The organism is Sphingomonas sp. SFZ2018-12, assembly GCF_022496715.1.
In the GTDB taxonomy this organism is placed as follows: Bacteria; Pseudomonadota; Alphaproteobacteria; order Sphingomonadales; family Sphingomonadaceae; genus Sphingomonas.
Window position 1 is genome coordinate 800,258 of record NZ_WTFM01000001.1, and the last position, 19,892, is coordinate 820,149.

The window sequence follows — 19,892 nt, forward strand, 5'->3', positions numbered from 1 at the left end:
CGGTATGCCGGACCCGGCCTATTGCCGCCTGAGCGCGGCGGCCGGGCGCACTGACAGCAGCGGGATCGATCCCGCCAGTCCGATGCCGAGCGTCAGGATCGCGCCCGCCGCCAGCGTGCCGAGCACGACCGGCCAGTCGGGCGCCCAGCCGAATTCGAACACCTGCGTCACGACATACCACGCCGCCGCCAGCCCCAGTGCCAGCGCGATCGCCGCGAGCAGGCCCGCGAGCAGCGCATACTCGATCGCCTGTGCGACCAGGATCTGGCGCCGCGTCGCGCCCAGCGTCTTCAGGATGACGCTGTCATAGGCGCGCGCCTGGCGCGACGCCGCGATCGCGCCGACCAGCACCGCGATGCCCGCCAGGATCGCGACCGACGCCGACAGCAGGATCGCCGCCGACATCTGCTCGAGGATCGCGCTGACCTGCTTGATGACATCCCCGACCGCGATGATCGAAACCGAGGGAAACGCGCTCAGCACCGCGCGCGCGATCGCGCTCTCGCGCGCCTTGTCGGTGCTGATCGTCGCGGCCAGCGTGTGCGGCGCGGCCGCCAGTGTGTTGGGCGAGAAGACGAGCACATAGTTGAAGCCCATCGTGTCCCATCTGATCTCACGCAGCGACGCGATTTGCGCCTCGATCTCGCGGCCCAGCACGCTGACGGTCAGTGTGTCGCCGACGCGCAAGTTCAGGACGCGCGCGGCCTGGGCGTCGATCGACACCAGCGGCGGCCCGGCATAATCGGGCGGCCACCATTTGCCCGCGACCAGCGTGCTCCCCTCCGGCAGCACGCTGCTATAGGTCACGCCGCGTTCGCCGCGCAGGAACCATGCGCCCTCCGGCAGTTCCTTCAGATCGGCGACGCGCGTGCCGGCATAGGCGGTGACGGTGCCGCGCAGTGCGGGAACCAGGTTCAGCGTGGCGTCGGGTGCGGCACGCGCCACCGTCTCGCGGAACGCCAGCTGGCGTGCGGACGGGATGTCGAGCACGAACTGGCTCGGCGCGCGGGCGGGCACGGTGTTGGCGATTTCGGCGCGCAGCGTCGTCTGGATCGCGGCCAGCGTGACGAACAGCGTAAGCGCGAGGCCGAGCGCAATCACCAGCGCACCGGTCTGGGCACCGGGGCGGTGCAGGTTGGCGACGGCCAGCCGGATCAGCGGGCGCTTCGATCGCGGCAGTCGCGCCGCGACGAACCGTACGCCCCAACCGATGCCGAGCAGCAGGGCGAGCACGGCTGCGACCGCCGCCAGCACCACGCCCGCAAACACCGGATCGCGCGCAGTGCCGATCGCCAGCGCCAGGATGAGCGCGATGCCGCTCGCGACCAGCGCCACGGTCCGCCGGTCGATCCGCCGCGACGGGCTGATCCCGCCCCTGAACAGCGCGGCTGCGGGCAACAGCCGCGCGCGCGCCAGCGGGGGCAGCGCGAACACCCAGGCGACCAGGATACCGAACGCCGCGCTCGTCGCCAGCGGCAGCGGGTGAAGGGTGAAGCCCGGGCGGACCGGCAGCAGGTCGCCCGCCAGCTCGACGAGCAGCATCGGCAGCACCGCCCCGAACGCCAGCCCGGCGACGATCGCGATCGCCGCGACGGTGCCGATCTGCATGAGGTAGATGCGCGCGATGTCGCGCGATCCCGCGCCCAGCACCTTGAGCGTGGCGATGCTCGCGCGCTTGCCCGCAAGGTAGGAGCCGACGCCGTTCGACACGCCGATGCCCGCGATGACCAGCGCTGCCAGTCCGATCAGCCCGAGAAACTGGCCGAGCCGTTCGAAGAAGCGGCTGGCTCCCGGCGCGGCGCGGTCGCGGTCCTTGTATTCCCAGCCGGTTTCGGGAAAACGCGCCTTCAGCCGATCGACCACCGCGGTGGCCGAGGCGGTCCCGGGCAGGCGCAGGCGATATTTGCTTTCGTAAAGCGCGCCCGGCAACAGCAGCTGCGCGCGGCGCAGTCCGTCGAGCGAGACGATCGCGACCGGGCCGAGCGTGAAGCCCTCGCCGACGCGGTCGGGTTCGCTGGCGATGATCGCGCGCACGCGATAGTCCGCCTCGCCCCAGCGCAGCCGGTCGCCGACGCCGACGCCCAGCCGGTCGGCCAGCGCCCGGTCGATCAGCACTTCGTCGGCGCGGGGCAGGGGGGCGGCGCGGCCCCCCTGCACGGTCAGCGTGCCGTAGAGCGGATAGGCGCCGTCGACGCCCTTGAGTTCGGTCAGCACCGCCGCATCGCCGCGGGCGCTGCGCGCCATCGCACGGGTGCGGATCGTCTCGCTCAGCTGGCCCAGCCCGCGCAGCACGCGCCGTTCGGCCGCGCTCACTTCGCGCTGCGACATCGCGACCTCGACGTCGCCGCCCAGGATCACGCGACCGCGCGACGAGATTTCGCCGGTGATCGCCGCGGTCAGGCTGCCGATTGTCGCCAGCGTCGCGGTGCCCAGGAACAGGCAGATCAGCAGCAGCCTGAGCCCGCGAAAACCGGCGTTCAGATCGCGTCGGGCGATGCGCCAGCTTTGCGTCCAGCCGAGCGCGGCGTCGCGCGCGTCTCTCATGCGCGGCGGTCGGCGACGATCGCGCCGTCGCGCATCTCGATGATGCGGCCGCACCGCGCCGCCAGCCCCGGATCGTGGGTGATGATCACCAATGTCGCGCCCGCCGCCGCCTGGCGCGCGAACAGCAGCTCGATGATGTCGGCGCCCGTCGCGGCGTCGAGATTGCCGGTGGGTTCGTCGGCGAACAGGATTTCGGGCTGGGGGGCGACCGCGCGGGCGATGGCGACGCGCTGCTGCTCGCCGCCCGAAAGCTGGGCGGGATAGTGGGTCAGGCGATGGCCCAGCCCGACCGCGCGCAGCTCGTCCGCCGCCCGGTCGAACGGATCGGCCAGCCCCGCCAGCTCCAGCGGCACCGCGACATTTTCGAGCGCGGTCATCGTCGGCAGCAAATGAAACGCCTGGAGCACGATGCCGACCCGGCCCCGCCGGGCGCGGGCCAGCGCATCCTCGTCCAGCGGCCCGAAATCGAGGCCGGCGATATGGACGCTGCCGCCGGTCGCGCGCTCCAGTCCCGACAGGATCGCCATCAGCGACGACTTGCCCGATCCCGACGGACCCAGGATCGCCAGGCTCTCGCCAGCCGCGACATCGAGGTCGATGCCCTTCAGGATCCGCGTCGCCGCCTCGCCGCTGCCGAGCGACAGGGTGACATTGCGCGCGCGAATGGCGATATCGGTTGTGACGGGGGGTGACAGCATGGGAAGAAAGGAAGCCCTTTGACGGCGAGAAACTGGCAATATGGCGTGGCGCTGCTCGCGCTCCAAGGGCTGGTCGCATGCTCGGGTGACGATGCGCCCGCTGATGCGCGCGTCAACGACACGGCGGCGGCATCCGCCGCGCCGTCGGCCGCCGCGCCGCTGCCCGCCGACGCGCCGCTGGTCGTGGCCTTCGGCGACAGCCTCTATGCCGGCTACGGCGTCGCGCAGAACGAGGCGTTTCCGGCCGAGCTGCAGCGCGCCCTGGCCGCTGCCGGCACCCCCGCCGATGTCCGAAATGCCGGCGTTTCGGGCGAAACCACCGCGGGCGGGCGCGAACGGCTCGCCTTCGTGCTCGACGGGCTGCCGCGCAAGCCCGACCTGGTCGTGCTGGGGCTGGGCGGCAATGACATGCTGCGCGGCCTGTCGCCCACCGAGACGCGCGCCAACCTGGCGGCGATGCTCGATGTGCTCAAGGCGCGCGATATCCCGGTGCTGCTGACCGGGATGCTTGCCGCACCCAATCTCGGCCGCGACTATGCCGACGCGTTCAACCCGATCTATCCCGAGCTGGCCAGGGAATATGACGCCGCGCTCTATCCGTTCTTCCTCGACGGTGTGGTGACCCGGCCCGAGCTGATGCAGGCGGATCGGTTGCATCCGACGCCGGAGGGCATCGACGCGATCGTCGGCAAGATCGCGCCGCTGGTCGCCAAGCAGCTGAACAATTAGCCTGCTTCTTCACCCCGGCCGCGTGCCGGGGTCCACCGTGACGCGAGCGCCGCACCGTGGCTCGATATGGGCCGCCTGCTGCAACGCAGGCCCATTGTCGGTGGCCACTCGATCTGACGTCCCAGTGGACCCCGGCACGAGGCCGGGGTGACGCGGGATGAAAGGACTTGAGGGCGGGGCGGGTGATTTAGTGCTTTATTCGGGCAACGCACCTCGTTAGCGTTTGCAGCGAATCTGGTCGGGGGAATGGTGAATGCTCAATCTGGCGAACGTCACGCACGTCTATGCGAACGGGACACGCGCACTCGACGATGTGACGCTCACGATACCGAAGGGGATGTACGGGCTGCTCGGGCCCAACGGCGCGGGCAAGTCGACGCTGATGCGCACCGTCGCGACGCTGCAGACGCCGACGTCGGGCAGGATCACCTTCGGCGACATCGACGTGATCGGCGAGCCCGAGCGGCTGCGTCGCACGCTCGGCTATCTGCCCCAGGATTTCGGCGTCTATCCGCGTGTGTCGGCCTATGACATGCTCGACCACATGGCGGTGTTGAAGGGTATCGCGTCCAAGGGCGAGCGCAAGGCGACGGTCGAGACGCTGCTCAACCAGACCAATTTGTGGAACGTCCGCAAAAAGGCGATCGCGGGCTTTTCGGGCGGGATGCGCCAGCGGTTCGGCATCGCCCAGGCGTTGATCGGCAATCCCGAACTGATCATCGTCGACGAACCCACCGCCGGGCTGGACCCGGAGGAGCGCAACCGCTTCCTCAACCTGCTGGCCGAAATCGGCGAGAATGTCGTCGTCATCCTGTCGACCCATATCGTCGAGGACGTCGCCGATCTGTGTCCGCGCATGGCGGTGCTGGCGGCGGGGCAGATCCGTCTCGAGGGCGCGCCGCTCGACCTGATCGCCCAGGCCCGGGGCACGGTGTGGGCGCGTGCGATCGGCCGCGACGAGCTGCCCGACTATACCGAGCGCTACGAGGTGATCGCGACGCGCCTGTTCGCGGGGCGTACCATCATCCACATCCTGTCGCCGACCGATCCCGGCAACGGGTTCGAAAGCGTCCCCGGCGGCCTCGAGGACGTCTATTTCGCGACGCTCGCCCGTACCCGTCGCCCGGCGGCGGCACCCGTCGCGCACGCAGCCTGAGCCGGCGAGGGGGGAGCCAGCATGTTCGCCAAGATCGCTCGGTTCGAGCTCGGTTATCAGATGCGCGGCCCGGTCTTCTGGGTCGTCGCGATCCTGTTCTTCCTGCTGACCTATGGGTCGATGGCGATCGAAGAGATCCAGATCGGCAGCGGCGGCAACGTCCACGCCAATTCGCCGTTGGCGATTGCGCAGATCAACCAGATCCTGTCGCTGTTCTACATGTTCGTGACCACCGCCTTTGTCGCCAACGTGATCGTGCGCGACGACGAAAGCGGCTTCGGACCGATGGTGCGATCGACCCGGGTCAGCAAGTTCGATTATCTGATCGGGCGCTTCACCGGGGCGTTCATCGCGGCGGCGGTCGCGTTCCTGGCGATCCCGCTGGCGATCTGGATCGGATCGCTGATGCCGTGGCTGGACCCGGAAACGCTGGGGCCGAACCGGCTGCGCGACTATGCCTTTGCCTATTTCGTGCTGGCGCTGCCCAATTTGTTCCTGACCGCCGCGATCTTCTTTGCGGTCGCCACGCTGACGCGCTCGATGATGTACAGCTATCTGGGCGTTGTCGTGTTCCTGGTCTTGTGGACGGTGTTCAGCGCGGTCGCCAGCAACAACCCGGAATGGCGCGATACGGTCAGCCTGGTCGAACCCTTTGGCCTGGCGGCGCTAGCCAACATCACGCGCTATTGGACGGCGGCGGAAAGCAACGCCAACGTGCCCGAAATCGCCGGCTTGCTGCTCAACAATCGTCTGCTGGTCATCGCCCTGGGCGTTGCCGCGGTCGCCTTTGCCTATTCGCGGTTCAGCTTTGCCGAGCGCGGCGCATCGAAACGCGCGCTGCGCCGTCAGGAGAAGCGCGCTGCCCGGCTGGCCGCGACCGCACCGGCGGTGGTCGACCGCCTGCCCGCCGCGCATCCCGAACGCGCAGGCTGGACCCAGCTCTGGTCGCGCTGCCGCTTTGAAATGGCGCAGGTCTTCCGCAGCCCGGCCTTTTTCGTGCTGCTGCTGGTCGGCCTGTTCAACGCCGTCGGCGGATTGCTGTTCGCCAACGAAATCTACGGCACGCCCGCGCGCCCGATCACCGTCACGGTGATCCAGACGCTGGCGGGCACCTTCACGATCATACCGGTCATCATTGCGATCTACTATGCCGGCGAGCTGGTCTGGCGCGACCGCGACCGCAAGATGCACGAGATCATCGACGCGACCGCGCTGCCCAACTGGGCCTATGTCGTGCCCAAGACGCTGGCGGTGACCGGCGTGCTGTTCGCGACGCTGGCGGTATCGGCGATCGCCGGCATCATCGTCCAGCTGGCGCGCGGTGGTGCGGCGATCGAACTGGGCAGCTATTTCGCCTTCTACCTGCTCCCCTACACGATTGACATGCTGCTGATCGCGATCCTGGCGGTGTTCGTCCAGGCGGTCAGCCCGAACAAATATGTCGGCTGGGGCATCATGGTCGTCTATCTGGTCGCGTCGATCACCCTGTCGTCGATCGGCTTCGAACACCCGCTCTATCAATATGGCGGCAGCGGCGCGGCGCGGTTGTCCGACATGAACGGCGACCAGGTCGGCGGTCCGGGCGGCTGGTGGCTGCGGCTCTACTGGGCGGGGTTTGCGATCATCCTGGCGACGCTGGCGCACCTGTTGTGGCGGCGCGGGGCGGAGACCCGGCTGGCGCCGCGCCTGGGCCGCGTACCGGCGCGGCTCAGGGGCCCGGCGGGCGGCATCATCGCGGCTGCCGGTGCCCTGTTCGTGGCCAGCGGCGTGTGGGCCTATCACAACACCAACCAGCTCAACACCTATCGCACCCGCGACGATCGCGAGGCCTTGCAGGCCAAATATGAGAAGAAGTATCTGCAATATGAGAAGCTGAAACAGCCCTCGATCACCGCGATCAAGCTGGACGTCGCGCTCTATCCGTCGCAGCGACGGATGACCGCGGCCGGCGCCTATGACCTGGTCAACGATACCGGCGCGCCGGTTCAGACATTGCATGTCCGGCTGCCGGACCCGGATACCAAGCTGGCCGCCGTCGACCTGCCCGGCGCGACGCTGGTGCAGGACGATACCGAGTTCCAGCATCGAATCTATCGCTTTGCCCAGCCGCTGGCGCCGGGCGCGCGCACCCGCATGACGTTTCGCACCACCCGCGAACAGCGCGGATTTCGGGCGAGCGGCGACGACACCCGGCTGGTCGCCAATGGCACGTTCCTGAACAATTCGGAGTTCGCGCCGCAGATCGGCATGAATCGCGGCGAATTTTTGAGCGAGCGGACCAAGCGCCGCAAATACGGTCTGCCGCCCGAATTGCGCCTGCCCAAGCTGGAGGACGTGTCGGCGACCGAGCGCAACTATGTCGGCAACGCCGATTGGGTGCTGTCCGACATCACCGTCACCACCGATGCCGACCAGACACCGATCGCGCCGGGCAGCAAGGTGTCGGACGTGACGACCGGCGACCGGCGCACCGCGCGCTTCGTGTCGAAGGCACCGATCCTGGCTTTCTTCTCGGTCCAGTCGGCGCGCTATGCCGAAAAGACCGCGACGGCGGGGCCGGTCAAGCTCTCGGTCTTCTATCACCCCGAACATGACTTCAACGTGGACCGGATGCTGAAGGCGATGCAGCTGTCGCTCGGCTATTACGAGCCGGCGTTCGGCCCCTATCAGTTCGATTACGCCCGGATCATCGAATTTCCCGCCTATGCGAGCTTCGCGCAGGCTTTTGCGGGCACGATTCCCTATTCGGAGGCGATCGGCTTTGTCGCGGACACCCGCAATCCCGACGAAATCGACTATGTCACCTACATCACCGCGCATGAGCTGGGTCACCAATATTGGGCGCATCAGCTGATCAGCGCGGAAATGCAGGGCGGCACCGTGATGGTCGAGACGCTGGCGCAATATTCCGCGCTGATGGTGATGAAGAAGCTGTATGGCGAGGACAAGATCCGCCGGTTCCTGAAATATGAGCTGGACAATTATCTGCGCTCGCGTGGCAGCGAGGCGATCGAGGAACTGCCGCTCAACCGGGTCGAGAACCAGCCCTATATCCACTACCGCAAGGGCTCGGTGGTGATGTACCTCCTGCAGGACCGGCTCGGCGAGGACCGGATGAACGCGATGCTGCGCGGGCTGCTCGACCGCTATCGCTTCAAGGGCGCGCCCTATGCACGGTCGACCGATCTGGTCGATGGTCTAAAGTCGCTCGCCCGCAATGACGAGGAACGCCAGCTGGTCAGCGACCTGATGGAGCGGATCACCGTCTATGACCTCAAGGTCAAGCAGGCCAAGACGCGCGCGCTGGCGGGCGGTCAGTATGAGACCGTGCTGACGGTCGAAGGCGGCAAGTTCGACGTCGACGGCAAGGGCGTCGAGCGCGCGGTGCCGCTCGAAAATCAGATCGACGTGGGCGTGTTCATGAAGCGTCCGGGACTGGCCGCGTTCAGTCGCGCCGACGTGCTGGCGATGGAGCTTCGGCCGATCCGCACGGGCGTGCAGCAGGTGCGCGTGGTGACGCGCGGCAAGCCTGCCTTTGCTGGCGTCGACCCCTACAACAAATATGTCGACCGCAACTCGGACGACAATGTGGTGCCGGTGACGAGCTGACCGACTGACGCGCAGCGTACTTCCTCAAGATTGAACCTGACGCAATAAAGCCCCTCCCCTTTAGGGGAGGGGTTGGGGTGGGGGCTGTCCATTGAGAGGCTCATCGGAAATCAACGGCGCCGCGAAATTCAATCAAGTTTGCCCGTCACCCCGCACTTGATCCAGGGTGACGGAGAAATCTGGGATGCGCTGCGACCAGATGCGCATTCCGGGCCAGGCTTCGAGGATCGCGGCCGCGCAAGCTCCCCACCCATCCCTCAGTCGAAGGGCCAAGCCGACCTAAACGAAGCGGCGCGCTCCCCCCGGGGAACGCGCCGCTTCTGTTCCGGTCGATGCCGCAGTCGGATCAGAAGCCGATGCGGGTCCGCACCCCATAGAAGCGCGGCAGGCCCGGATAGCCGGCCGTGGTGCCGGTCTGTTCGGGCACCGGGAAGCCGGTGATGTTGTAATACTGGTCGAAGACATTCTCGACGAAGAACTCGACGCTGCGTTGCCGGTCCTCGCTCTGAATGCCGATGCGGGCATTGACCAGCGGATAGCCCGGGTTGCGCACAAGGGTGCGGCCGTTCACGTCGGGCGGCGTACCGGCGATATTGACGGCGCTGTTATAGCGCATGTCGGCGTGGAGCAGCGCCTGATAGCCGCTGCTGCCCAGTGCCGGCGTCCAGGTCGTCGCCACCGTGACGACATTCCGCGGCTGGTTCAGGAACTGTTCGCCTTCCAGGCCCTGCAGCGGCGTGCCCGCGAAGTTGTTGCTCTCATCGAAGCTTGCGTCGAGATAGGTGTAGCCGGTGCGGATGATCAGCTCGCGGACGGGCTGGAAAATCGCCTCGGCTTCGACACCGCGTCCCGAGCCATCGGGCACGTTCAGGACGACGAAGTTGTTGCCGCTGAAGATGAGCGTCTGCAGGTCCTGGAACTTCTGGTAGAAGGCGGCGACGTTCAGCGTGAACTTGCGCGTGAAGCTCGCCTTGAACCCGACTTCGAAGCTGTCGACGACTTCCTTGCCGAACTCCAGATCCTCAGCCTGCGGGCCGTTGCCGCCCAGCAGCACGCTGTCGAACGTCGCCTGGTCGAGATTGTAGCCGCCCGACTTGAAGCCGCGATCATAGCTGGCATAGCCCAGAATGTCGGGCGTGAACTTGTACGCGAGCTTGGCGGTGCCGGTGATCTGGCTGTCCGAGCGGCGGTCGTTGTAGACGCCGTTGAACTCGTTGTTCACCGCCGGGTTGCAGCTGAGCAGGAACAGGTTGTTGAACAGCCCGGCACCGCGCAGGATGTTGGCATAGACGTTGGCCGCGGGGTTGCCCGCGCGCACCTGGTCAAAGAAGCCGCAGCTGCCGGTATTGTTGTTGATCGATGCGTCCAGCGTCTTGCGCTCGTAATTGTAGCGCGCACCCAGCGTGATCGACAAATCGTCGGTCACGTTGATGATGTTGTGGGTGAAGATCGCGAAGGCATCGGTCTTTACGCGGAAATCGTCATTGTTGTTGCCCTGGCCTGCTGCGGCGCGCGGCAGCGGCGCAAGCGACAGCGCGGCAAGCCCCGGCACCGTCGCCAGCGCGCCACGATAGGCGGTCACCAGCGGCGCCAGCGCACCATAGGCGGCTGGCGGTGCGGCCGGATTCGCGAGCACCTGGCCAAAGGTCGGAACCGTCGGGCCAAGCGAGCCGTAGAAGCTGACCGGCGTGCCGAAAAGCGGGCGCAGCGCCGCGTTGAAGATGCTGTCGACATACTGGTTGGCATCGGCGCCGAAGCGCACCGTGTCGCGCAGCGTGTTGGTTTCGTTGAGGTAGAAGCCGCCGACCAGAAAGTCGAGCACGCCGCCGAAGGCCGAACCCTGAAACCGGATTTCCTGGGTGAAGTCCTTCAGCTCGTTGCGATAATCCTCGCGATACGCGCGATCGAGCCCGGAGAAGTCGATGTCCTGATCGCGCAGCACGCGCCAGTTGCGATAGGCGGTGATCGACGTCAGCTTGTTGTCGCCGATATCGATGTTGAATTCGCCTGAGAAACCCCAGTCCTTGACCGCCTCGCCATAGCCGCGCTCGGGCGAGATCGCCTGGGTGCGGTCCGACGGCGGGCCGGTGTAGAGGCCGTCGCGCCCGCGCGCGCCGGCAAGTCCCTCGACGATCGGCGCAAACTGGCCGGGCGTGATGTTCACCGCGCCACAGCATTCCTCATCGGTTTCGTAATAGTCGCCGATCAGGCGGAACGAGAAGGTCGAAGTGTCGTACAGCGCCTGGCCACGGACATAATAACGGTCGATATTGTTGATCGCGCGGTCCGAATTGGAGTCTTCGATATAGCCGTCGCGCTTGCGATAGCCGGCGTCGACGCGCAGCGCGAGCGCCTCAGCCACCGGTCCGGTGATCGCGCCCTTGACGATGTACTGGTCGTAATTGCCGTAGGTGCCTTCGATATAGCCGCCCAGCTCGAACTTGGGCTGCGCGGTGAAGATCGACAGCGCGCCGGCCGAGGTGTTGCGGCCGAACAGCGTGCCCTGCGGCCCGCGCAGCACTTCGACGCGCTCGAGCTCGGGCAGCTCGGCGAGCGCGACGCCTGCGCGCGCGCGGAACACGCCGTCGATGAACACGCCGACCGCCGGTTCGAAACCGGGATTGTCGCCCGCGGTGCCGACGCCGCGGATGAAGATCGACGAACCGGTCGCCGACGACTGGCCGGTCGTGGTCTGAAGGCTGGGCGCGAGCTGTTCGAGGCCGCGAATGTCCTGGACGCCGGCGTTTTCCAGCAGCTCGGTGCCGACGGCGGTGATCGCGATCGGGACTTCCTGGACCGTCTCGTTGCGTCGGGTTGCCGTGACGACGATGTCGTTGGCGGAATCATAGTCTTCCTGGACGGCGGGCGCATCGGGCGCGGTGTCCTGGGCAAAGGCCGGCGTGGCGATCAGCAGCGACAGCGCGGTCGCCGACAGGAAGTCGGTGCGTTTCATTCTTGCGTTCCCCTCCAGGGCACCGACCCTAGTCCAAGGGTACGGTTGCTTTTCTTGTGTCGCGCCAGCTAACGCTCACCTTCCGGGTGCGTCAACGAGATTTGGCGCGTTCGGCCACGTCGTCGGGCAGCAGTGCAAGAACGACACAGTTGCAAAGTGGAACCGATCAGGTTCTTCGCGGGGTTGCCGTAACGTCAAGCCCGACAAGGGAAATTGAGCATGGACCTGGATGACGACGACGCGATGAGCAACGGCGACCTGGTCGCCCCGCTGCCGAAGATTCCCGTGCCCGACGATGTGGCCGACGCGGTGCGGACGCTGATTCGCTGGGCGGGCGACGATCCGGCGCGCGAAGGGTTGCTCGACACGCCCAAGCGGGTGGCGCGCGCCTGGCGGGAATATTGCTCGGGCTATGACGAGGATCCGGCGCATCACCTGGAGCGCGTGTTCGAGGAAGTCGGCGGCTATGACGACATCGTCCTGCTGCGCGACATCCCGTTCCAGTCGCATTGCGAGCACCATATGGCGCCGATCATCGGCAAGGCGCACATCGCCTATCTGCCGACCAACTGGGTGGTGGGCATCTCGAAGCTCGCTCGCGTGCTGCACGGCTATGCCCGCCGGTTGCAGGTGCAGGAGCGCCTGACCGCCGAGGTTGCCGACTGCATCTGGACCCACCTGAAACCGCGCGGCGTCGCGGTGGTGATCGAGGCAAGCCACGCCTGCATGACCGCGCGCGGCGTGCGCACGCCCGGCGTGTCGATGACCACCAGTCGCATGATGGGCGTGTTCCGCGACGATGAACGCTCGCGCCGCGAGGTGCTGGCGCTGATGGGGCAGAAATAGGGGCGGGGGCTCTACGTCCTTCGATACGGGTCTTCGGCTTCGCTCAGCCCCTACTCAGGATGAGCGGGTTTGGTAGAATTCCGAGTGAGCGTCCGCTCATCCTGAGTAGCGAATGAGCTTGGCGAAGCCTGTCCTGAGCGCCTGCCTTGGCAGGCAGTCGAAGGGGCGCGTATCGAAGGACGCGCGCACCCCCAGCCCCGATCACCCCCGCGCCGCATTTGCCGCGCTGATCACCGCGCGGACGCTGGCGGTCGCCACATCCTCGTCGATGCCCACCCCCCAATGGGTGCGCCCGTCCGCATCGACGCATTCGACATAGGCCGCGGCGCGCACGTCCGATCCCTTGCCGATCGCGTGCTCGCTATAGTCGGCCACGTCCAGCTCGATCCCGCACGCCTCGCGCAGCGCCGCGACGACGCTGGAAATCAGGCCGTTGCCGCGCCCGCTGACCGACCGGCGCTCGCCCGCCACGACGATGCATCCGGCAAAGATGCGGTCGCCATCGGGTGCGCGGGTTTCCTCATAAGCTTCCAGCGTGATCGGCTGTGCGCCGTCCAGCCGATAGGCGCGCTCGAACGCGCCCCAGATGTCGTCGGCATTGAGCTCGCGGCTGGTCGCGTCCGCCAGCGCCTGAACATGGCGGCTGAAATCGGCCTGGAGCCGCTTGGGCAGCTTCAGCCCCTTGTCCTGTTCCAGCACCCAGGCGACGCCACCCTTGCCGCTTTGCGAATTGACGCGGATCACCGCCTCGTAACTGCGGCCGAGATCGGCGGGATCGATCGGCAGATAGGGCACGTTCCAGACCTGGTCGTTGCGCGCCGCCTGCGCGGCAAAGCCCTTCTTGATCGCGTCCTGGTGGCTGCCCGAAAAAGCGGTGAACACCAGTTCGCCGGCATAGGGGTGGCGCGGATGGACGGGCAGCTGGTTGCAATATTCGACCGTGCCGATCACCGCGTCGATGTCGGAAAAATCCAGGCCCGGGTCGATCCCCTGAGTGTACATGTTGAGCGCCAGCGTCACGAGGTCGCAATTGCCGGTGCGCTCACCATTGCCGAACAGGCAGCCTTCGACCCGGTCAGCCCCCGCCATCAGCCCCAGCTCGGCCGCCGCGATGCCGGTGCCGCGGTCATTATGCGGGTGCAGGCTCAGCACCACGCACTCCCGATTACGGATGTGGCGGCCGAACCATTCGATCTGGTCGGCATAGATATTAGGCGTCGCGCATTCGACCGTGGCGGGCAGGTTGAGGATCAGCGGATGATCGGGCGTCGGGCGGAGCACCTCCATCACCGCCTCGCACACCTCCAGGCTGAAATCGAGTTCGGCGGTGGAGAAGGTTTCGGGCGAATATTCGAAATGCCAATCGGTATCGGGCTGGGCGGCGGCGCAATCGCGCAGGATCTTTGCGCCCGTCACCGCGATCTCGCGCACTTCGTCGCGGCTCATCCCGAACACGATCCGCCGCCACGCCGGGCTGACCGCGTTATAGAGGTGGACGATCGCCTTGGACGCACCGCGCAGGCTTTCGAAGCTGGTCTCGATCAGGTCGCGGCGCGACTGCGTCAGCACCTGCACCGTCACGTCGTCGGGAATGCGGCCGTCGCGGACCAGGCCGGAGATGAAGTCGAACTCGGTCGCGCCGGCCGAAGGGAACCCGACCTCGATCTCCTTGATGCCGATGCGGACGAGCAGGTCGAAGAAGCGCGTCTTCTTCTCCGCATCCATCGGGTCGATCAGCGCCTGGTTGCCGTCGCGCATGTCGGTTGACAGCCAGCGCGGCGGCGCGGTGATGGTGCGCGAAGGCCATTGCCGGTCGGGCAGGTCGACCTGTGGGAAGGGGCGATATTTGACGGACGGGTCGCGGAGCATGGTCGGCGGCTCTTTTCGCTGGCGTTGGGTTCGGTCGGCGGCGTTTCACCCTCAAGGGGGACGCGCAACCGCGCTACCCCCTCAAGGGCAGGTAAGCAGCAGGGCGAACAGCTTCGGCGCAACGATCATGCGCGGGTGATGGCGCAGGCGACCGATGATGTCCAGTGGAGAGTGGGGCACTGGAGAACGAAGCGCCGCTCGCTTGGACCTGGCCGACACACCAAAAAACCGCTCATCCTGAGTAGGGACTGAGCTTGGCGAAGGCCCGTATCGAAGGACGCGCGCTTGCTCTCGTCCTTCGATACGCCGGTTCGACAAGCTCAGCGGCTACTCAGGATGAGCGGTTCAAACGATTTTGAACCATGTTGTTGCCGGGCAGGGGTTGGGGTGGGGCCTGTCCGCGCGATCTCCGTCCGCCAGGCCCCCGCCACCTCACTGCTTTTCGAACGCGACGCTGATGTCCAGTTCGACCTCATCGCCGACCAGGGGAATGCCATAGCTGACGCCGAAGTCGGAACGCTTGATCGTCGTCTCCGCTTCGAAGCCGACGGTTTCCTTCTTGTTGTAGGGGTTGGTGCCCGCGCCGACGAACTCGGCCTCCAGCGTCACCGGCTTGGTCACGCCGTTGAGCGTCAGATTGCCGGTGATCTCGGCTTCCATGCCGTTCACCTTGACCGCGGTGGAGACGAAGCGGGCAGGGGCCGGGCTGGGGCCGAAGAAGTCGGGCTTGCCGCCGTCCTTGCCCGCGCGCAGCAGATGCTCGGTCAGCCCCTTGCTGGCCGTGGTGACCCCCGCGACAGGGATGGTCACGTCGACCTTGGCCGCCGCCGGGTTCTTGGGATCGAGCACCAGCGTGCCGGCGACATCGCCAAAAATGCCGTAATAATCGTTGAAGCCGAAGTGGTTGACCTCAAAGCCGATCAGCGAATGCGACGGGTCGGTCGCATAGGTGCCGCCGGTGATGCGACTGGCATCCTGCGCGCCGGGCGCCTGGGGCGTGGACTGGCCGACCAGCGGCGTGGCGACGGCAAGGGCGATGACGGCAGTCAGGATCGGACGCATGGAGGATTCCCCGTATGGTGAAAGACGTAAGGGAAATAGGGGCTGGTGGGGGCGATGTGAACCGTGCGGCGCGGAAACCGATCGTTTCAAGGTGGGCGCGCGTCACCGTAATGCAGCAACCCTGATGTTCTTCGCACTCACGTTCTATGAGCGAAATCCCGCGCAAGGGCTGCGAACCTTTCCGCAGCGCCGCTGTCATTGTCGATCCCGCGAACGTGCTTCACCGAACCATTCCGCAACTTGATGAGCAGACTTGGCGCGCGATTTACCAAGCCATAGCTGACGTCACTGATTTCGTTCCATGCAAGCGGTTTGACAAAGACGGAGCCGTGCAAGCGCAGGCCGGAGGAGGTTGCTTCAACTGCGATCTCATCAGCCCAGCGCCAAGCAAATCGGAACGTTTCCCAAGAAAGATAGAGGGTGAGAAGAGCAAGCGGGACATTGATCCCGGCGATCACAGCAACGCTTGTTGCGCGAATCCACACGCCACCGCGGCCATCGGCCAGCTCGTCTGCAATACTCGAATCGACTGCGGCAAGCGCAAACAACACGCACGCGCCCGCAAGAACCGGCACCAGGCAGCCGATAACACCGGTGCGCCATCGCAATACAGCAAGGGGCGACTCTTTGGATTGCTTACGCAAAGTAACGGCCAATCATGGTCGACAACGACTGCTGCGATCTCGGCGTCATGCCGGTAGCGCACAGAGACGTATCATCAAGGCTGAAAGGCCATAGCAAGCGCGGCGTGTGTCTGTTTTCCTGACCTAGTCTGACCTTCGCGTGATTTTTCCCCTCAGTTCCGCTCCCGATCCACCAGCTTGTTCGCGCCGATCCACGGCATCATCGCGCGCAGTTCGCTGCCGACCTTCTCGATCGGGTGGGCCGCCGCTGCCTTGCGGGCGGCCTTCAGCTCCGGCTGGCCGGCGCGGTTGTCGAGGACGAAGTTCTTGACGAAGCGGCCCGACTGGATGTCGGCGAGCACGCGCTTCATCTCCGCCTTGGTCTCCGGCGTGATGATCCGCGGGCCGGTGGTGATGTCGCCATATTCGGCGGTGTTGCTGATCGAATAGCGCATGTTGGCGATGCCGCCTTCATAGAGCAGGTCCACGATCAGCTTGGTTTCATGCAGGCACTCGAAATAGGCCATTTCGGGCGCATATCCCGCCTCGACCAGCGTCTCGAACCCGGCCTGGATCAGGTGGGTGATGCCGCCGCACAGCACCGCCTGTTCGCCGAACAGGTCGGTTTCGCACTCTTCCTTGAAGTTGGTCTCGATGATGCCCGAACGCCCGCCGCCGACGCCGCTGGCATAGGCAAGCGCGACGTCATGCGCGTTGCCGCTTGCGTCCTGGTGGATCGCGATCAGGCAGGGGACGCCGCCGCCGCGGACATATTCGCTGCGCACCGTGTGGCCGGGGCCCTTGGGCGCGATCATGATGACGTCGATGTCGGCGGGCGGCTCGATCAGCCCGAAATGGACGTTGAGGCCATGGGCAAAGGCGATCGCGCTGCCCGGCTTCATCCGTCCCTTGATGTCGTGCTCATAGATCGCGGCCTGATGCTCGTCGGGGGCGAGGATCATCAGGATGTCGGCCCAGGCGGCGGCATCGGCGGTCGACATGACCCTGAACCCCGCATCGGTTGCCTTGCGCGCCGTCGCCGAGCCTTCGCGAAGCGCGACCGCGACATTTGCCACGCCCGAATCGCGCAGATTCTGGGCATGGGCATGGCCCTGGCTGCCATAGCCGACGATCGCGATGTTCTTGCCCGTGATTAGGTTCAGGTCGGCGTCACGATCATAATAGACACGCATGGTAGGTCTGCTCCCTGTGGCACGTCCCTCGACTTCGCTCGGGACGAACGGTGATGGTATTGAGACTTCGTTCGTTTCGAGCGAAGTCGAGAAACGTGAGATGGCTGCGACGGATCGGGCTCAGGCGGCTTCGTTCCCCCGCGAAATCGCGACGATGCCGGTGCGGGCGATCTCGATCAGGCCGACTTCGCGCATCAGCTCGACGAATTTGTCGATCTTCTCGGTGCCGCCGGTCACTTCGAACACGAAGCTGGAGATGGTCGCGTCGACCACGCGCGCGCGGTAGACTTCGGCCAGCCTCAGCGCCTCGATCCGCATGTCGCCGGTGCCGCGTACCTTGACCAGCGCCAGCTCGCGCTCGACATGCGGGCCCATGACGGTCAGGTCGCTGACCTTGTGCACCGGCACCAGCCGCTCGAGCTGGGCGACGATCTGTTCGAGCACCGACGCGCTGGCCGAGGTGACGATGGTGATGCGGCTGACCGAATCATCGTCGCTGATCTCGCTGACCGTCAGGCTTTCGATGTTGTAGCCGCGCGCGGTGAACATGCCGGCGATCCGCGCCAGGATGCCGGGCTCGTTGTCGACGAGGACGGCGAGGGTGTGCCGCTCGCGCAGTTCTTCCTTGATGTGCATGTTACTCTCCAGCTCCTCCCCGAGCTTGCTCGGGGAGGTGGCAGCACGAAGCGCTGACGGAGGGGCGCTGGCGTAGCCGGCGAGCTGCGCTCGCCGCCCCTCCACCGCTCTGCGAGCGGTCCCCCTCCCCGAGCAAGCTCGGGGAGGACCTGTCCATCCAATCCATCATCACACCAGCGCCTTGGCTTCGTCGTCCATTTCGCCCGAGACCTGGGCGGCGCCGAGCAGCATGTCGGTGTGCGCCGCGCCGCTGGGAATCATCGGGAAGCAGTTGGCGAGCTTCGCCACCCGGCAATCGACGATCACCGGCCCGTCATGCGCGAGCATGTCGGCGATCCCCGCATCGAGCTGGTCGCGCTGCTCGATCAGGACGCCCTTCCAGCCATAGGCTTCGCCCAGCTTCACAAAATCGGGCAGCGAGTCCGAATAGCTTTCGGCATAGCGCGACTGATAGGTCAGCTCCTGCCACTGGCGCACCATCCCCATAAATTCGTTGTTGAGGATGAAGATCTTGACCGGCAGGCGATATTGCGTCGCCGTCGCCAGTTCCTGGATGTTCATCTGGATCGACGCTTCGCCGGCGATATCGATGACCAGCGCATTCGGGTTGCCCAGCTGCGCGCCGATCGCGGCGGGCAGGCCATAGCCCATCGTGCCCAGGCCGCCGCTGGTCAGCCATTTGTTGGGCTGTTCGAAGTGGAAATGCTGCGCCGCCCACATCTGGTGCTGGCCGACTTCGGTAGTGATGATCGGGTCGCGGTGGCGGGTCGCTTCCCACAGCGCCCGGATCGCGCGCTGCGGCATGATATCGGTCCCGCGCTCGTCGAATTCCAGGCAGCGTTTGGCGCGCCAGCCGTCGATCCGCGCCCACCATTCGGCCAGATCGGGCTTGGGCAACTGCCGCGTTTTCCAGATGCGGACCATGTCCTCCAGCGCGTGGCCGACATCGGCGACGACGGCCAGGTCGACGCGCACCACCTTGTTGATCGACGAGCGGTCGATATCGATGTGGATCTTGCGGCTGTGCGGGCTGAACGCATCCAGCCGCCCGGTAACGCGATCGTCGAAGCGGCTGCCGAGCGCGACGATCAGGTCGGCTTTGTTCATCGCCATATTGGCTTCGTACGTGCCGTGCATCCCCAGCATCCCCAGCCATTGCGGCGAGGAAGCGGGCAGGGCACCCAGCCCCATCAGCGTGGAGGTGACCGGCGCGCCGGTGATCCGGGCGAGCTCGCGCAGCAGTAGCGAGGCACCGGGCCCCGAATTGATGATGCCGCCGCCGGTGTAGAGGATCGGGCGCTCGGCCGCCGCGATCATCTCCACCGCCGCCTCGATCGCGGCGCGGTCCGCCTTCACCTGCGGGCGATAGGTCTTGTGCTGGATCGGTCCGGGCTTGGCATAGCGCGCGGTCGCGACCTGGACGTCCTTGGGGATGTCGACCACCACCGGGCCGGGACGGCCCGAGGTCGCGATGTGGAACGCTTCATGGATCACGTCGCCCAGCCGCGCCGGATCCTTCACCAGGTAATTATGCTTGGTGCAGTGGCGCGTGATGCCGACCGTGTCGGCCTCCTGAAATGCATCGGTGCCGATCAGCGTCGTCGGGACCTGTCCCGTGATGACGACCATCGGGATCGAATCCATCAGCGCGTCGGTGATGCCGGTGACCGCATTGGTGGCGCCGGGGCCGGAGGTGACCAGCACGACGCCGGGCTTGCCGGTCGACCGCGCATAGCCCTCCGCGGCATGGGTCGCGGCCTGTTCGTGACGGACCAGGATGTGGCGGATCCGCTTCTGCTTGAACAGCGCATCGTAGATCGGGAGCACCGCGCCGCCGGGATAGCCGAACACGACCTCCACACCGAGGTCGCACAACGCCTCGATCAGGATGTCGGCTCCGCTCTTCTCCGCCACGTCGGGTCTCCAATAACCGGGCAAAACCGCCTTGCCGGCGCGTTTAGCACAAAAGTGAGC

At 66.1% G+C, this 19,892-nt stretch carries 13 protein-coding genes; 4 read left to right on the forward strand and 9 right to left on the reverse strand.

What is annotated here, in order from left to right; translation table 11 throughout:
• Positions 1–18: 18 nt before the first annotated feature.
• Positions 19–2,544: an FtsX-like permease family protein gene (locus tag GO308_RS03735; RefSeq protein WP_240883854.1), complete on the reverse strand. Its 2,526-nt coding sequence runs from the start codon at positions 2,542–2,544 to the stop codon at positions 19–21.
• On the reverse strand, positions 2,541–3,242 hold the full coding sequence (locus GO308_RS03740; RefSeq protein ID WP_240883855.1) for an ABC transporter ATP-binding protein: 702 nt from the start codon (positions 3,240–3,242) through the stop codon (positions 2,541–2,543). The genes GO308_RS03735 and GO308_RS03740 overlap by 4 nt, the downstream gene beginning before the upstream one ends.
• Positions 3,243–3,260: 18 nt before the next feature.
• Here GO308_RS03740 and GO308_RS03745 point away from each other — a divergent pair, with 18 nt between their 5' ends.
• The 3 genes from GO308_RS03745 (at position 3,261) to GO308_RS03755 (ending at position 8,736) form a co-directional block, all read left to right on the forward strand.
• Positions 3,261–3,971: an arylesterase gene (locus GO308_RS03745; RefSeq protein ID WP_240883858.1), complete on the forward strand. Its 711-nt coding sequence runs from the start codon at positions 3,261–3,263 to the stop codon at positions 3,969–3,971.
• Positions 3,972–4,224: 253 nt separating this feature from the next.
• The gene (locus GO308_RS03750; RefSeq protein ID WP_240883860.1) at positions 4,225–5,127 is read left to right on the forward strand and encodes an ABC transporter ATP-binding protein; all 903 of its coding nucleotides are present in this window, start codon (positions 4,225–4,227) and stop codon (positions 5,125–5,127) included.
• A gap of 21 nt (positions 5,128–5,148) precedes the next feature.
• On the forward strand, positions 5,149–8,736 hold the full coding sequence (locus GO308_RS03755) for a M1 family aminopeptidase (protein WP_240883862.1): 3,588 nt from the start codon (positions 5,149–5,151) through the stop codon (positions 8,734–8,736).
• A 346-nt stretch (positions 8,737–9,082) separates the two neighbouring features.
• Here the strand turns inward: GO308_RS03755 and GO308_RS03760 are convergent, their stop codons facing one another.
• Positions 9,083–11,689, reverse strand: a complete 2,607-nt coding sequence (locus tag GO308_RS03760; RefSeq protein WP_240883868.1) for a TonB-dependent receptor — start codon at positions 11,687–11,689, stop codon at positions 9,083–9,085.
• 219 nt (positions 11,690–11,908) lie between these two features.
• Here GO308_RS03760 and folE point away from each other — a divergent pair, with 219 nt between their 5' ends.
• Positions 11,909–12,535 (forward strand): GTP cyclohydrolase I FolE, encoded by a 627-nt coding sequence (folE, locus tag GO308_RS03765; protein ID WP_240883870.1) that lies wholly within the window; start codon positions 11,909–11,911, stop codon positions 12,533–12,535.
• Between the two features lie 201 nt (positions 12,536–12,736).
• On the opposite strand, the gene leuA is transcribed toward folE, so the two are convergent.
• From leuA to GO308_RS03795, 6 genes are all read right to left on the reverse strand, one after another.
• Complete coding sequence (gene leuA, locus GO308_RS03770; protein WP_240883872.1) at positions 12,737–14,404, reverse strand: 2-isopropylmalate synthase; 1,668 nt, start codon at positions 14,402–14,404, stop codon at positions 12,737–12,739.
• Positions 14,405–14,836: 432 nt separating this feature from the next.
• Positions 14,837–15,466, reverse strand: a complete 630-nt coding sequence (locus GO308_RS03775; protein ID WP_066477559.1) for a YceI family protein — start codon at positions 15,464–15,466, stop codon at positions 14,837–14,839.
• Positions 15,467–15,603: 137 nt separating this feature from the next.
• Positions 15,604–16,122 carry a hypothetical protein gene (locus GO308_RS03780; protein ID WP_240883873.1) on the reverse strand — a complete coding sequence of 173 codons (519 nt, stop codon included), beginning with the start codon at positions 16,120–16,122 and terminating at the stop codon, positions 15,604–15,606.
• Between the two features lie 140 nt (positions 16,123–16,262).
• Positions 16,263–17,282: a ketol-acid reductoisomerase gene (gene ilvC, locus GO308_RS03785; protein ID WP_240883876.1), complete on the reverse strand. Its 1,020-nt coding sequence runs from the start codon at positions 17,280–17,282 to the stop codon at positions 16,263–16,265.
• A gap of 120 nt (positions 17,283–17,402) precedes the next feature.
• Positions 17,403–17,918 (reverse strand): acetolactate synthase small subunit, encoded by a 516-nt coding sequence (gene ilvN / locus GO308_RS03790; RefSeq protein WP_066477563.1) that lies wholly within the window; start codon positions 17,916–17,918, stop codon positions 17,403–17,405.
• A gap of 168 nt (positions 17,919–18,086) precedes the next feature.
• A complete protein-coding gene (locus tag GO308_RS03795) occupies positions 18,087–19,832 on the reverse strand; it encodes an acetolactate synthase 3 large subunit (RefSeq protein WP_240883877.1) in 1,746 nt (581 codons plus the stop codon).
• Between the last annotated feature and the right edge of the window lie 60 nt (positions 19,833–19,892).

Excerpts from the sequence above, each read along its gene's own strand:
- GO308_RS03735 (WP_240883854.1), bottom strand. The coding sequence starts at position 2,544 with ATGAGAGACGCGCGCGACGCCGCGCTCGGCTGGACGCAAAGCTGGCGC.
- GO308_RS03740 (WP_240883855.1), bottom strand. The coding sequence starts at position 3,242 with ATGCTGTCACCCCCCGTCACAACCGATATCGCCATTCGCGCGCGCAAT.
- GO308_RS03750 (WP_240883860.1), top strand. The coding sequence starts at position 4,225 with ATGCTCAATCTGGCGAACGTCACGCACGTCTATGCGAACGGGACACGC.
- GO308_RS03755 (WP_240883862.1), top strand. The coding sequence starts at position 5,149 with ATGTTCGCCAAGATCGCTCGGTTCGAGCTCGGTTATCAGATGCGCGGC.
- GO308_RS03760 (WP_240883868.1), bottom strand. The coding sequence starts at position 11,689 with ATGAAACGCACCGACTTCCTGTCGGCGACCGCGCTGTCGCTGCTGATC.
- folE (WP_240883870.1), top strand. The coding sequence starts at position 11,909 with ATGGACCTGGATGACGACGACGCGATGAGCAACGGCGACCTGGTCGCC.
- leuA (WP_240883872.1), bottom strand. The coding sequence starts at position 14,404 with ATGCTCCGCGACCCGTCCGTCAAATATCGCCCCTTCCCACAGGTCGAC.
- GO308_RS03775 (WP_066477559.1), bottom strand. The coding sequence starts at position 15,466 with ATGCGTCCGATCCTGACTGCCGTCATCGCCCTTGCCGTCGCCACGCCG.
- ilvC (WP_240883876.1), bottom strand. The coding sequence starts at position 17,282 with ATGCGTGTCTATTATGATCGTGACGCCGACCTGAACCTAATCACGGGC.
- ilvN (WP_066477563.1), bottom strand. The coding sequence starts at position 17,918 with ATGCACATCAAGGAAGAACTGCGCGAGCGGCACACCCTCGCCGTCCTC.